This window comes from Petralouisia sp., from assembly GCF_056822245.1.
This window is the reverse complement of record NZ_JBQIOP010000052.1, coordinates 1-14,708: the sequence shown is the minus strand read 5'-3', so window position 1 is coordinate 14,708 and position 14,708 is coordinate 1. Positions and strand designations below refer to the sequence as shown.

12 protein-coding genes and 1 pseudogene are annotated in these 14,708 nt (G+C 44.9%); 7 read left to right on the top strand and 6 right to left on the bottom strand.

The annotated features are described in order from the left end of the window. The 4 genes from ACTO17_RS16545 to ACTO17_RS16530 all read left to right on the top strand — a co-directional run bounded on the left by ACTO17_RS16545 (window position 1) and on the right by ACTO17_RS16530 (window position 4,694). Window positions 1–966, top strand: a complete 966-nt coding sequence (locus tag ACTO17_RS16545) for a carbohydrate kinase family protein (protein WP_482558697.1) — start codon at window positions 1–3, stop codon at window positions 964–966. Between the two features lie 9 nt (window positions 967–975). Then, window positions 976–1,959, top strand: a complete 984-nt coding sequence (ydjG, locus tag ACTO17_RS16540) for an NADH-dependent methylglyoxal reductase (RefSeq protein WP_482558696.1) — start codon at window positions 976–978, stop codon at window positions 1,957–1,959. An 89-nt stretch (window positions 1,960–2,048) separates the two neighbouring features. Next, window positions 2,049–2,906: a DeoR/GlpR family DNA-binding transcription regulator gene (locus tag ACTO17_RS16535; protein ID WP_482558695.1), complete on the top strand. Its 858-nt coding sequence runs from the start codon at window positions 2,049–2,051 to the stop codon at window positions 2,904–2,906. Window positions 2,907–3,347: 441 nt separating this feature from the next. Beyond that, window positions 3,348–4,694: a dicarboxylate/amino acid:cation symporter gene (locus tag ACTO17_RS16530; RefSeq protein WP_482558694.1), complete on the top strand. Its 1,347-nt coding sequence runs from the start codon at window positions 3,348–3,350 to the stop codon at window positions 4,692–4,694. A gap of 138 nt (window positions 4,695–4,832) precedes the next feature. On the opposite strand, the gene bsh is transcribed toward ACTO17_RS16530, so the two are convergent. After that, window positions 4,833–5,810: a choloylglycine hydrolase gene (gene bsh / locus ACTO17_RS16525; RefSeq protein ID WP_482558693.1), complete on the bottom strand. Its 978-nt coding sequence runs from the start codon at window positions 5,808–5,810 to the stop codon at window positions 4,833–4,835. Window positions 5,811–5,996: 186 nt separating this feature from the next. Beyond that, complete coding sequence (locus ACTO17_RS16520) at window positions 5,997–6,548, bottom strand: DUF6512 family protein (RefSeq protein WP_482558692.1); 552 nt, start codon at window positions 6,546–6,548, stop codon at window positions 5,997–5,999. A 173-nt stretch (window positions 6,549–6,721) separates the two neighbouring features. Between ACTO17_RS16520 and ACTO17_RS16515 the strand changes: the two genes are divergently transcribed. Next, on the top strand, window positions 6,722–8,725 hold the full coding sequence (locus tag ACTO17_RS16515) for a TaqI-like C-terminal specificity domain-containing protein (protein WP_482558691.1): 2,004 nt from the start codon (window positions 6,722–6,724) through the stop codon (window positions 8,723–8,725). Window positions 8,726–8,957: 232 nt separating this feature from the next. Then, a complete protein-coding gene (gene gdhA / locus ACTO17_RS16510; protein WP_172538610.1) occupies window positions 8,958–10,292 on the top strand; it encodes an NADP-specific glutamate dehydrogenase in 1,335 nt (444 codons plus the stop codon). Between the two features lie 195 nt (window positions 10,293–10,487). Here gdhA and ACTO17_RS16505 read toward each other — a convergent pair whose 3' ends face one another. Beyond that, entirely contained in the window at window positions 10,488–10,820 is a 333-nt protein-coding gene (locus ACTO17_RS16505) for a helix-turn-helix domain-containing protein (protein WP_172538611.1), read from the bottom strand. Window positions 10,821–10,976: 156 nt separating this feature from the next. Between ACTO17_RS16505 and ACTO17_RS16500 the strand changes: the two genes are divergently transcribed. Continuing rightward, window positions 10,977–11,174 (top strand): hypothetical protein, encoded by a 198-nt coding sequence (locus ACTO17_RS16500; RefSeq protein WP_482558690.1) that lies wholly within the window; start codon window positions 10,977–10,979, stop codon window positions 11,172–11,174. A gap of 311 nt (window positions 11,175–11,485) precedes the next feature. On the opposite strand, the gene ACTO17_RS16495 is transcribed toward ACTO17_RS16500, so the two are convergent. The 3 genes and pseudogenes from ACTO17_RS16495 to ACTO17_RS16485 all read right to left on the bottom strand — a co-directional run. Continuing rightward, window positions 11,486–12,463, bottom strand: coding sequence for an acyltransferase (locus ACTO17_RS16495; RefSeq protein ID WP_482558689.1), 978 nt, complete (start codon window positions 12,461–12,463; stop codon window positions 11,486–11,488). A gap of 249 nt (window positions 12,464–12,712) precedes the next feature. Then, the gene (locus ACTO17_RS16490) at window positions 12,713–14,143 is read right to left on the bottom strand and encodes a leucine-rich repeat protein (RefSeq protein ID WP_482558688.1); all 1,431 of its coding nucleotides are present in this window, start codon (window positions 14,141–14,143) and stop codon (window positions 12,713–12,715) included. 239 nt (window positions 14,144–14,382) lie between these two features. Then, window positions 14,383–14,584 (bottom strand): annotated as a pseudogene (locus ACTO17_RS16485) (sigma-70 family RNA polymerase sigma factor); the annotation flags it as partial. Window positions 14,585–14,708 lie beyond the last annotated feature (124 nt).

The window sequence follows — 14,708 nt, the reverse complement described above, 5'->3', positions numbered from 1 at the left end:
GTGGAGAAAAAATTAGACGCAGTCTGTGTGGGCGCTGCAATTGTGGATATTCCGCTGCAGCCGGTAAATCGGGATATGTTCGAGGTCGAGTCGTTTCCGCTGCAGCAGATTTCCATGACCATCGGCGGAGACGCCATCAACGAAGCCACGATTCTGTCGCGGCTGGGGCACAAGATTGGGCTGATGAGCATGGTAGGCCGGGATGCAGTGGGGAATTTTATCATGGAACATTGTGAAAAGAACGGCATTGACTATTCCGGCGTCAAGATCAGGGAAGGAATCGACACTTCCATCAATGTGGGCCTGGTAACGGCTGACGGCGAGCGGACGTTTGTGACAAACCGCAACGGCAGTTTATGGAAGATGACTATTGGAGATGTGGAGCTTTCCCGGTTGGGGGAAGCAAGGCTTTTGTCACTGGCAAGTATTTTCAATAATCCCCTTCTGGACTGCAAAGCGTTGGTACGGATTTTTCAGGAAGCAAAGAAGCAGGATATGATTATCTGTGCGGACATGATTAAGGCCAGATTGGGAGAGACACTGGAAGATATCAGGGAAGCGTTGGGTTATGTGGATTATTTTTTTCCCAATTATGACGAAGCGTGTCTTATGACAGGAGAAGAAGAACTGGAAAAGATTGCGGATAAGTTTCTGGACTGCGGGATTGGGCATGTGGTAATTAAGACCGGAAAGAAAGGCTGCTACATCAAGAGCCAGGACAAAACCGTGATGGAGGTTCCGGCCATGCAGGGAATCACTGCCATTGACACCATCGGCGCAGGGGATAATTTCGCATCGGGCTTTATCACAGCGATTCTGGAAGGAAAAACGCTGAAGGAATGTGCGGAATTTGCCAACGTTACGGCTTCCATCAGCGTACAGAGCATCGGCGCCACAACAGGAGTGCAGAACCGGGCCCAGGTGGAGGAACGGCTGAAAGAGTATTATGAACAGCAGAAAGGATAACAGATAATTATGAAAAAAATGAAGCTTGGAAGTACAGGTACGGATATTTCAAGAATGGGACTTGGAACCTGGTCCATCGGCGGGGGCCCGGCCTGGGGCGGGGATCACGATCTGAAAGTAGTGGTTGACCTGATCCGGCAATGCCCCAAACTGGGCGTGAACCTGATCGACACCGCTCCGGGATACAATTTTGGAAACAGCGAAAAGATTGTGGGAAAAGCATTAGAGGGAATGAACCGGGAAGATGTGGTGATTATCACAAAATGCGGCATTATCTGGAATGACAGAAAAGGAAGTCTGTTCAACAAAGTGGGCGATACACAGCTTTACAAAAACCTTTCCAAAGAATCTATCCTGGAAGAGATTGACCAGAGCTTAGAACGGCTTGGCACAGATTATATTGATGTTTACATGACGCACTGGCAGGCAGTGGAGCCCTGTTTCACTCCAATCTCAGAAACCATGGAAGTGTTAAACGACTTAAAGGCTCAGGGCAAAATCCGTGCCATCGGAGCAGCCAACGTGGATGTAAACCACATCAAAGAGTACTTAAAATATGGTTCTCTGGATATCGTTCAGGCAAAATACAGTATTCTGGATCGGGGAATTGAAGAGGAGCTTCTTCCGGTCTGCAAGGAAAACAATGTGACAATCCAGGCCTACTCTCCATTGGAAATGGGTCTGTTAAGCGGGGCTCTTCCCAGAGATTACAAACCGGTAGGAGCGCAGATTCCTAAGAAATGGTTCCAGCCGGAGAATATGTCAAAAGCCATGGATATGATGGATGCATGGAAACCTCTCTGTGAGAAATATGACTGCACCGTGGCAAACCTGGCCCTTGCATGGATTCTGGCTCAGGGTGAATTTATCAACCTGTTAAGCGGAGCCACCACAGTGGCCCAGATTGATGAAAACATCAAATCAGCAGAATTAGAGCTGGAGCCGGGAGACGTGGCATATATGCGCAAGCTGGCAGAAGAGCTTGAAAAATAGTAATTGAAAACCTATGCCCGTACCTGTGTGTTCCAAAGGCATTTCAATGTGTATTTTGGGCAAAGGTATGGGTTTCAAAGGAGACAAATATGCTTTCAAAGGAAAAAACCCTTGCAAATACCAAGGAGATTGGTATATTATTAGAGGAAGAAATCTCTGGTACTGAGGATGAGGGAAGGGAAGAAAGCATGTCGAGTAAAGAAAGACTGATGGTAATCAGACAGCATATCCAGAATGTAAAGAAAGCTTCGGTGGCGGAACTGAGTCTGCAATGCTCTGTTACGGAAGAGACAATCCGGCGGGATCTGGATAAACTGGAGCTGGAAGGCGTCGTGACCAGGATTCATGGCGGTGCGATTTGGAATGCGGATGTTCAGAAGGAGAATGTGCATTTTTATAAGAGGCTGACAAAACATCTGAAGGAGAAGCAGGACATCGCCCGTAAGGCCGCCGCGCTGCTGGAGGGGAAGAATACCATTATCGCAGACTCCAGCACTACTGTCGTTGAGGCGCTGAAGCTGATACCAGATAACCGGGACGTGACGATTGTGACTAATTCTACCGAGGTGTTCCGGGAATTTCAGCAGTCATCTTTTCATATTATTTCGACGGGCGGAGAATTTAACAAGAAATCGCTGTCGCTGCAGGGGCAGCTTGCAAAGACGAATATCACCAAATATAATGTGCGTCTGGCGCTGATCAGCTGTAAAAGCGTGAATATTGAAAAAGGCGTACTGGACTCCAACGAGAGCGAGGCCGAGATCAAAAAGATGATGTTAGACCAGGCTGAGGAAGTGGCTCTTCTGGTGGATCATTCCAAATTTGACCAGACGGCCTTTGTGTGTCTGACCGACCTTAAAAGCGTCAACTATATTATTACGGACAGAAAACCAGGGGATACCTGGCTCAGATATTGTGAAGAAAACGGCATCCGGCTGATTTATTAAAGCAGGCAGGAGACTGCCGCAAAGCAATCAATGATACAATATATAGATCAAATTAGCTGATCTTATATATCGTACCTGAGATTGCTTTTGCGGCAGTCTTTTTTGTTTCAAAAATTATATCAATAAAAATCTTTAAAATAAAGAAAAAGTAGATAAAACAAAAGAAAAATTTTGGTAAAAACAACCAAAAATCTTTGAAATAAAGAAAAATAATTGACATTTTTATCCTGGAATGTTAGAATGAGGGAAATCAAAGAAGTGCTAAATAACCAATAAATGGCAAAAATACAGGATGGATTGGAGGAAAGATAGACAAAATTTGAAACAAAAAAATTTTTATTTCAGAAATTTTATTCCGTTGCCAGACAATCAAAACAAAGAAAATTTTGTTTGAAACAAAGATATCAGAACATATAATCTGAAATGGGAGGTTATAACAGAATGGAGAATAAGAAAAAAGAATCTTCAATTGTAAAGAAAATGCTGATTGCGGTGGCAGGGGGTTTTATTGTCGGGTTCGCATGTCTGTTTTTAAGGGAGTTTCTGAATGGGAACGGCGGCAGCGGGGTCTGGAAGGTGATTGACGCTTTGCTGTTCCAGGATATTACCGCAACTCATGGAATGGAAGGAATAGGATTTTTTTATGTGATTGGACAGCTTTTTATGCGGGGACTTCAGATGGCGATTGTGCCTCTGGTCATCACTTCTCTGGTTCGCGCCCTGTGCAGCCTGGCCAATCCGGAGCAGTTAGGCAGGATCGCCGGAAAGACATTTCTTACCTACGTCTGTTTTTATGTGGTTGCGGCTGCATTGGCGGGAGCCGGGGCATATTTTGTGAAATCCATGGGATGGTTTGATGTAAATCTGCCGGGGGAACTGGCCACGGAAGCAGTGACCATGGAGGGCTACAATCCTCTGGTAACCGTAGTAAACGCAGTGCCCTCCAATATTTTTGCCGCCTTTTCCACCAATCATACAATTCTGTCTGTGGTAGTGGTTGCAATTGTGCTGGGGCTTTGCATGACTGCCATGGGAGAGAAGGCAGAGCCTTTGAAAAAAGTAATTGAGAACCTGAATGATGTGGTGCAGATGTTTCTAAATTTCCTGATTAACAAAATTGCGCCTTGGGCTATTTTCTGTATGATTACCAGAACGCTGTCTGTTTATGGGGTGGAATATATCGGGCCTACCCTGGTCTGGATTATAACGACAATTGTAGTAAGCCTGGTACTGGTGGCAACGATTTATCCGGCGGGTATTTTCTTGACCACCGGGCTGAATCCCGTACCTTTTATCAGAAAATCATTTAAAATCGGATTGTTTGCGGCGGCGACCAACTCTTCTGCGGCAACCCTGCCGCTGAATACAAAAACCTGTACGGAAGAACTGGGGTGTTCCCAGGAGATCAGCAGTTTTGTATTGCCTACCGGCATGACTATCAATATGAACGGAACTACGGCAATGCATATGATAGCCATTACTTTTATTGCAACGGCGGCCGGAATTGAAGTGACGCCTGCGACACTGGCAACCGCCGCGTTTTTGTCCATCTGTACGGCGGTAGGCACCCCGGCCATTCCGGTGGCAGGCACCACCATGGTTTATGTGGTAATGTCCGGTCTGGGAATGAGCTCCGAGCTCTGTATGATTGGTTATTCCCTGGTTCTGGCCATGAACTACCTGCCGGGCATGGCTGTCATTACGCTGAATGTAATCGGGGATGCGGCTACAAATGTAATTGTGAATTTCAAGGAAGGCGTTCTGAATAAAGAACGGTATTATAAATAAAAAACAAAACGGTACAATGGGCGGCCGGGATACGGCAATTTGCATTTCAGTATGCCGAAACGGCCGCGCATGATGTTCAATTCATCCAGGCAATCTGCTGTCTGGTTCTCAATTCATCCGGGCTCTGCTGCATGATGTTCAATTCATCCAGGCAATCTGCTGCCTGGTTCTCAGAGGAAATCTCCTTAAATGACAGCCGTTCAGGTTTTCATGATTCAGGTTGACAGCCGTCAGTTGGTTGTTGGAGTAAGTCTTATAATAGTAGATTCCCCGATCCGCGTTAATGCAGCAGGAGTACAGCGTGAGATCGTATTTGTTTTCTTCTGTCAATACGCTTCCCCGAACCATGGATACGGAATCCAGTAAATGAAAAAACTGTGCAACACTGTTGGATTCATCGTTTTCACAGACAGAATTCAGACAGAGATAGGAAGCCTTCACGAACCGGGAGGAAGGAGAAAAATCCCCGGGGAGGCCAAAACTTCCCAGTCCCAGCCCGAAAGGCTTCAGACTGACGTCTGTGGAGAAACAGTTGGAGGGAGTGCCGGAAGTCAGATTCATGTACTGGCAGGCATTGGTCATTTGAAAGGGAAATCCCGGGTTATTGGTCAGCACCCGCATGGGATCGTCAAAAATTTCCATGCCGTTTCTGGTCATTTCCAGTACAAGAGAGGTCTCTGAATCCGCAATATGCCAGTGGAGGGGTGACAGGGGAATCTCCTCGCTGAATGGAATATGAACCAGGTGAGTGGTGGAGAGAAGTTTTTTCGCTTCATCTGCAGTGGCGCACTGTCCCAGAAGCCAGAGAATCAGCTCAAAAGGAGAAATATTGCTGCATTCTTTTTTCTCTTTCGGCGGGTAGTAGGCATTATCCGGAAAATTCAATCCTGCGATACACAGGCCCTTTTCATTGACCGCTTCGGCATACAGCGGAAAACCCTCGGCGATGGAAGCCATGCCAAGCAGCGCATAGTGATGCTTCATCATGCCGGCTTTTCGGAAAGAGACTGGGTAGTTCCGCGGGGTAAAGACCACGCATTCGTTAAAACTGTATTCCAGATCCATAGTGCGTCCAAAGTAGAAATCATTTGTTTTCATTGCGATACTGGTACACATGACAGCTCCTCTTTTCTTTTTAAAGTATTGCCATATTCAGAAGTACGGCAATTTATTATTGCGGTAGACAATCCGGGACATAAATGTAAAAATCCCTAAATTCGCAGAAATCAGGACATAAATGTAAAAATCCCCAAATTCGCAGAAATCAGGACATAAATGTAAAAATCCTCAAATTCGCAGAAATCAGGACATAAATATAAAAATTCCCAAATCCGGAGGATATACGGTAAAAACAAAAAAGCAAAGGGCAAAAACCGCCAGGGCGGCATAGATCAGACCGGCATATGTTCTGGCGCTGCATGTTCTGGCTGTCCGGTAAGTGCAGATAAAACCCAAAATTACGCTGCAGAGAAAAAGAACAATGTCCAGAAACAGGCAATGGGAGCCCAGGATGCCGGAATAAGTATAAAAGAATACCGGAATAGAACTTGTGCCAAGAAGGATTCCCAGAGCGTTTCCCAGGCAGATACAGGGATAATTGTGTTTCAAGTATGCCAGTGGGGATTCATTCGGAGAACCCTGCGCCCGGCGGAAGAGAATACAGGAAACCATACTGTAAATCAGCATAGGGAAAAACAGCAGTTTCATATGCTCCCAGGTAGATTCGCTGACTGGCGCAAACAATCCCACCCAGAAATTAGTTCCGGACCATTCATAGGCGAAATGAAGGAGCGTTCCTGCAAGGAAGGTAAAAATTACTCCTGTGATCAGGTAGAGCAGCAGTTTTTTGTCCATAATTGCCTCCGTTTTGACAGGTTAATAAAAGGTATGATATTCTATCTTATAATATCCCAAATTGATGAGTATTATAGCGAAGGTTTTCTGTTTGGATACAAACGAAACGGCAGGCCTGCATATTATACGCAGACTGTTTGCTGTAATATCGGGAAGTTCAGCAGGAGGAAGCCATGGGGAAATCACCGGTTCAAAAAGACTATTCACTATCTGAATTTTGCAGGGAGCTGTCTGTTTCTGAGGCCACCGGAAGAAACTGGATTCGGCTTGGGAAAATCCGGCCTGACCGAGAGGTGCAGGGAAAGCCCCGTTTTTCCCGGACATATACAGAAAAAATCCTGAAAAAACTTCAGAAGAAGGACGCAGGATTTTTGCAGGCCAGAAGAAATAAAAAGCATCTCACCGGAAATGCCATTGACAGAAATTATATTCCAAAAGACTCCCCCAACCTGAAAAAAATTTCCCGGACGGCGGCAGTTCTGGCAGAAATTTCCCAGACGGAGCTGCTGCTGCGGGCAGTTTTGGCGGAGTGCGCCCTTCAGCTTTTGTGCCAGGCTTACGGAATCAAAGTTTCTTTTGAAAAATATTTTCTGTCTCACTATCTGGAAGGAGAAATTGCCCTGGGACAGTATGGGGAATTGGTGCAGGAGCTTTTTCCGGAGGGAAAAGAAGTTTATGCGGCTCTTTTGACAGCAGAACAGGAAACACTGTTTCAAACTGCTTATGTGTTAGAGCCCAATGCGGATATTCTGGGGCTATTGTACATTTCCCTGAAAAATTTGCGGGAACGCAAGGCGGCCGGCTCCTACTACACGCCGGCTCATATTGTGAGAAAAATGACGGCGGACTTGCAGGAAAGAAACGGGGGAAATCTGACAATTCTGGACCCCTGCTGCGGCACCGGGAACTTTCTGCTGCAGCTTCCGGAGCATATTTCTCTGGAACAGATAGCAGGAAGGGATATTGATGCGCTCAGCATACTGCTTGCCCGGATCAATCTGGCTCTGAAATTCAAAGACGCGCCGGTTTCTCTTCTGCGGACCCAGATCAGGCGCGGAGATTTTTTGCTGGAAGAGGACAGGAATGCATACGATTTAATCCTGGGCAATCCTCCCTGGGGATTTCAGTTTGAACAGAAGGCAGGGAAGCTGCTGAAACAGAAGTTCTGCACTGCAAAGGGAAAGCATATGGAATCCTATGAGCTGTTTTTAGAAGAGGCGGTAAACAGAATTCCAGTGGGCGGCGCAGTGGCATTTGTGCTTCCGGAGGCAGTGCTTCATGTAAAGTCCCATCTGGAAATCAGAAAGTTTCTGATGGAGCGGGTTCAGATAGAAGAACTGGATTATCTGGGAGAGGTATTCGGCGGAGTGCAGTGTCCCTCCATCATTTTGAAAATCAGAAAGACCGAAAGCCCCCTTGATACCTGCGGAATGAAAGTGTCTGACCGAAACAGGCAGTTCGAAATCCAGGTCAGCCGGAAGGTGGAGGCGGAAAATTTTAATTTTTCCATGACCGATGAGGAATATGAACTGGTGGAAAAACTGATAAGCCAAAAGAACATGGCTTTTCTGAAAAATCAGGCGGAATTTGCCCTGGGAATTGTCACCGGCAACAACCGGGAACTGGTGCAGAAACAAAAAGGAGAACAGGGGGAACTGGTCTTAAAGGGGGCGGATATTTTCAAATATAAAATCGGGCCGGGAAATGCCTGGCTGACCTATGAGCCTGAGAAGTTCCAACAGTGCGCCAAAACAGAAATTTACCGTGCGCCGGAGAAATTGTTTTACCGTTTTGTGGGAAATCAGCTTGTGTTCGCCTATGACAATCAGCAGAGACTGTCTCTGAACAGCTGCAATATTCTGATTCCCCGGATGAGCCGGCTGCAGATAAAATATATTATGGCTGTGTTAAACTCCAGGATTTCTCAGTTTATCTACCGGCGGAAATTTCATTCCCTGAAGGTGCTGCGAAGCTCTCTGGAGCAGCTTCCCATTCCTGTATTGCCTGAGGAGGAGCAGAAGCAGGTGATTCTGCTTGCCGACCAGATTGCGTTGGAAGAAGATCCGGCAAAATGGATGGAATATTACAATGCCATAGATGGGAAGGTCGCTGCGGCCTGCGGTTTAACCGCACAGGAATATGAGAAAATTTTGGCATATGAAAGCGGTGAAAAGTGAAACATTTTTTGTCATACAGAGGCGGAAGATTCCTTTTGTACAATAAAATGGTAAAGAGATAAAGAAAAAGATTGCAAAATTGAAAAAATCATACTAAAATATACATTGATGACTTACCCTTGAGTCTGTTTGTTTGCCGGATAACGAGCGGTTCTTCTTGAACAGCGGGAGCCTGCCGGCAAATCATCAGACTTATGGGTGCAAAAACAGATCACAGATAAGGAGAAAAAATATGAGCTATGTAGATGAAGTATTAGAACGCGTAATTGCAAAGAACCCGGCAGAGCCAGAATTTCATCAGGCAGCAAAAGAGGTTTTGAATTCTTTGCGGCCGGTAATTGAAGCAAATGAGGAATTATATCGGAGAGAAGCGCTTCTGGAGCGTTTAACAGAGCCGGACAGGCAGTTCAAGTTCCGTGTGCCATGGGTGGATGATCAGGGACAGGTGCAGGTAAATACAGGATACCGGGTACAGTTTAACAACAGCATTGGGCCTTACAAGGGAGGCCTGCGGCTGCATCCTTCTGTAAACCTGGGAATCATCAAATTCCTGGGATTTGAGCAGATTTTCAAGAATTCCCTGACCGGCCTGCCCATCGGCGGCGGAAAAGGCGGTTCTGATTTCGATCCCAAGGGAAAATCCGACCGTGAAGTAATGGCATTCTGCCAGAGCTTTATGACAGAGCTTTGCAAGTATATCGGAGCAGACACAGACGTGCCGGCAGGAGATATCGGAACAGGCGCCAGAGAAATTGGCTATATGTTCGGGCAGTTTAAGAAAATCCGCGGTACTTACGAAGGGGTATTAACCGGAAAGGGCCTTTCCTACGGCGGTTCTCTGGCCCGTACAGAAGCTACCGGATACGGCCTTTTGTACCTGACCGAAGAAATGCTCAAATGCAACGGTCATGATCTGAAAGGAAAGACTGTCTGCGTATCCGGCTCCGGCAACGTGGCAATCTATGCAACTCAGAAAGCGCATCAGCTGGGAGCAAAAGTAGTGACCGTCAGCGATTCCACCGGCTGGGTATACGATCCGGAAGGAATTGACGTAGCATTGCTGAAAGAAGTGAAAGAAGTAAAACGCGCCCGCCTGACAGAATATGCAGCGGCAAGGCCCAGTGCAGAATATCATGAAGGCCGCGGAGTATGGACGGTGAAATGCGATGTAGCCCTTCCCTGCGCAACTCAGAATGAACTGCTGTTAGAGGATGCGAAAGCATTAGTTGCAAACGGATGCATTGCAGTTGCAGAAGGCGCAAACATGCCCACTACTTTGGAGGCAACCGAGTATCTGCAGCAGAATAAAGTGCTGTTTGCTCCCGGAAAAGCTGCAAACGCAGGCGGCGTAGCAACCTCCGCACTGGAAATGAGCCAGAACTCCGAGCGTCTCAGCTGGACCTTTGAAGAGGTGGACAGCAAACTTCAGGGAATTATGGTAAATATTTTCCACAATCTGGACGACGCTGCAAAACGTTACGGAAAAGAAGGCGATTATGTGGCAGGAGCTAATATTGCCGGATTTGAAAAAGTGGCAGAGGCTATGATAGCCCAGGGCGTTTGCTGATGTTTGTAACCTGTATGAAAAAGGAATATTTATAAGACAAAAAGCGGCTGCCGGTGAATAAGTCCCGGCAGCCCCTTTGGGTATAGGGAAAATGCTGCGATGCTGTGAAGCTTTAGAAGAAACATATGTTATTCCATGTCTAAAAGTTTTCTGACGAACGGTTGTGGTTTTGTAAAGCTTCAGAAGAAACGTATGTTATTCCATATCTAAAAGTTTTCTGACGGCAGGCTTCATGTCCGGCGTTTTCCGATAATGCAGCACCAGTGAACGCTCTTCCTCGGTGAGAAAAAAGTCGTCCCAGGAATCGCTGTAACCAAAAGTGCCCAGAATATTTTCGATATTATATATTTTGCAAAGAACCAGCAAAGTGTCTGCGTCCGGCTGTGTCTGGCCGCTTTCCCAACCGTAAATCGTTTTAGGGGCGACAGGCAGTTTGTAATCCTCTAATTTCATTACAAGATCATTTATGGAAAAATGGTTTAATTTTCGGTATGCCTTTAAAACTTTGGCAATATTTGGATTTTTCATGCTTTCACCTCTTTCCTAATCATAGACTACCCAAAAATAAGCGTCAATAAATTGGCATTAATTCTCGGAAATCAGCAAAAATAAAACTTGATATTCTCTGAAAAAGAGAATATAATAGAACACACACTTCATAAATGAGAGGAACGGGAGGTAAATATGGGGAACTGCGCGAAGAAATGGTTATCAAACTGGATGAAAGAACACAATATTCTGGAAGGAATTGTTACAGAAGTTTTGGAAATTTCCCCGGAGGAGCTTTCTGCCGAGACAGAGAACCCCCTGGATTCTGACGATTTGCTGCGGGTATGCGCTTATCTTCGTATCAGGCCCGAGAGGATTCCTCTGGAATTTTAATAATTTTACATAGTACCCCCATCATGCTCAGCGTGCCGTTCGGCGGGCCGCATGGCCATCCATGCTATGGAAGGCAGGGGCTTTCACAGCAAACCTCCATCATGCTCAGCGTGCCGTTCGGCGGGCCGCATGGCCATCCATACTATGGAAGGCAGGGGCTTTCACAACAAACCTCCATCATGCTCAGCGTGCCGTCTAGCGGGCCGCATGGCCATCCATGCTATGGAAGGCAGGGGCTTTCATAGCAAAACCACCCTGATACTCTGGCGAGTAAGGGTGGTTTTGTTCCAATTAACCAATGGTCATGCCTGCTATACAACATATTTTCTCAGTACCGGAATCTTTTGCATAATCTCCGATGCTGCAAAAGAAAGTCCGAATACAAGTATCCAAAATAAAATAATCCCGCTATATCCAACTTTCAGCGGTGTAATATGGAATAATTTATAGAAAACATTTAGAAAGAATGTATGTACAAGATAAATTCCAAAACATACATTTCTTTTTGCCGAAAGGCCGGAGTTTCCTTTTTCCAAATTCCTGAATGTTAAGAATAAGGATACTGAAACAGCCGCAGTAATCGGTGAATTGTATTGGACTTCCATACCCAGTCCCATTATTCGGTTCAAAATTATCATGCATTCCAGAACTGCAAGCAGGCCGGCGCACCATCTCCAGTTAAATGTACCATGCTGATGCAAATAATGCCCTAACACATAATAAAACAAATAAACGCCTGACAGCTGATAAACAATGCCTATATGTATACCAAACGCCTGCTCTATAAATGGGAACAGAATACTGAAAAGGAAACCCAGAATCAAACCATATTCCACAAAACGCTCTTTTCCCGCATAATTCACGGCGAGCTTTATAAAAGGTGTAAGCAGATAAATCCCCACAAGCTCATACAGATACCACATGCTTGCCCATGTATTTCCTGAAAGTGTCAAGAAAAAACCCCGTATCACCATCATCCATGAAAAACTGCCTTCCTGCGCAATTAACTCCATGGCTGCATATGGAACACCAAACAAAAATAACGCCAGAAGAATTCTTGAAACATATCTCTTTAGAATTTTTTCTATTCCTATCTCTTTTTCCGGATTCAGTAATAAAGAACCAGAAATCATTAGAAATACAGGAACGCCGACTGTCATCATATTTTTTATCATCTCATAGATATTCTGCTGTTCTGCCGTCATTTGCTCCGGTATGATATCCACAACCCCGGAAACAACATGCAGCATTACAACAGCGCTAATAGATATCCAACGTAATATATCCAAATAAGCAGTATCCTGGTAATGTTTACTTTTCATAGTTCTACCTCGCAATTTATTTTATTGAGACCGATAAATTGCTTCCTTTCATATAAAAAGGGCTGTCGGAAAACAGCAATTTTTCACAATATATAGCTGCGACTTCTGAGAACTTACAACTATATATTGTGTATAAATTTTATTTTCCGACAGTCCCTTCTAATTTTCACTTTTTATGTATAAGCGTTTTTATGATGCTATGGGAACGTTATTTTGTTATTTTACAATCTTCACATTTTTCCCCTGTCCTTTATTTTTGAACAGTTTTTTATAGGAAGATAATTTCTTTGCCGGGACTTTTACCTTCGCTGTGGATTTGATTCCCCGCAAAGCGTTTTTCCCGACTTTATTCAGTTTTGTGGATTTAACGGTTATGGTTCCCAGTTTTTTACAGTTTTTAAAAGCGCTGCTTCCAATCTGTGTAACGCCTGTCCCAATCGATGCCTTGTTAAGCTTTGTGCATCCTTCAAAAGCAGATGTTCCAATTGTCTTTACATTATTTCCAATCTCAACGCTTGTTATCTTTTTATTCTTCTTAAAAGCATTGTTGCCAATGGCAGTTACCTTGAAGCTCTTTCCCCCTATTTTCACTGTTTTTGGAACTTTCACTTTTGTAGCTTTCTTGTCCGTCAATCCTGTCACTGACACTGTGGATGCCCCGGTAACTTTGTATTGGTATGCCCCAGCTTTATGAGATGTGTTTTTCTTTACTGTGATTGTGAACGTTTTCGTTACGGTTCCTTTATAATTTCCTTTTCCTGTGAGGACTGCTTTTGCTGTCCCTGCATTCTTGTTATCCTGATAAGCGACTGTGTAATCTGTCCCTGCTTTTAAAACAGTGGCTCCGTCTTTCACGGTGACCGCCGGTTCCTTGGCTGTTCCGTCATAAGTGTAGGCAGTTTTGCTTATGGTAATTGTGCATTTGGACAATTCTTTTACGATGGGTTCCGGTTTGTCCGCTTCTGTAATGGTGAAGGTTTTTGTTACTGTTCCTGTATAATTCCCTGTTCCTGTAACAATGACTTTTGCCGTTCCTGCATTGACGTTATCCTGATACTTGACGGTATAATCTGCATCTTTTGTCAGGGGAGTGTTTTCATATTTTACTGTGACATCAGGCGTCTTGGCTGTTCCGTCATAAGTGTAGGACGTTTGGCTTAAAGTTACATCCTTATCAGAAAGTGTTTTCGGTGATACGATTCCTGTGGAAGAAAAATTAATGTTATTTTCTTTTGCATAGGTCTCTGCAATGGAACCTGATTTTCCAAAGATTGTCAGATTTTCATTTCTTGAATCAAATGCATTATCCCCTATGTTTGTTACACTTTCCGGGAGTATAATTTTCGTTAAGCTACGACATTTAGAAAATGCGTATTCTCCGATGCTCGTCATTCCATCCGGTATTGTAAGTTCTGTTAAGCTGCGGCAATTAGAAAATGCATTTGCTCCGATGCTTGTCACGCCAGATGATATATTAACGTTTTGCAGCTCATAACAGCCGCTAAATGCCCTGTTTCCGATGCTTGTCACGCCAGCTGGTATCGTGACGCCTGTCAGTCCTCTATACCTTCCAAATGCGTACTCTCCGATACTTGTTACACCAGTTGGTATTATTGCTTCTGCATCCATGCCGCTGTACTTTTCCAACACACCATCCTTAATTTCAAATCCGGGCTGTGCCGTTTACGAACAGAGAGACCACTTTGGAGCCGCTGGCTAAAGATCATCCTCCATTCCTCATGGCTGTAATGTACATTCACTAACTGATTCCTCCTTCTGCTCTTTTAGAAGCAGTATAGCAGGGAAAGAGAGATTATGCACTACGGTAGGTTTTGAATCGCTTACTTCTATTTCGGGGGCTTTTGACCCCAGCATCATGACATTGGGTAGATGATTTCCCTCTTTTTCTCCGGCAGAGAGGACAAAGCGGCTGCAAGATTCCCGTTTGTGAGTATTCAAAAATATTTCCCTTTGCCTCCGCTTATCCCTGTCACGCCATGTGTTGATAGCTGCAAAGCGTATAACGGTTTTGCAAAAGCCGTTGAATGTATACAGGATGTGTTCCTTGTATGCTTCTGTGCAAGACATAGTTGATTCCCCCTTTCTCCCACATCTTAACTTGACCCACATTTATATAAGATAACTTCGATAAGCAAGCAATGCGCATAGCACCTCTAACCCTTGCCAAATAGAACGTGCTCCGGGCATACCA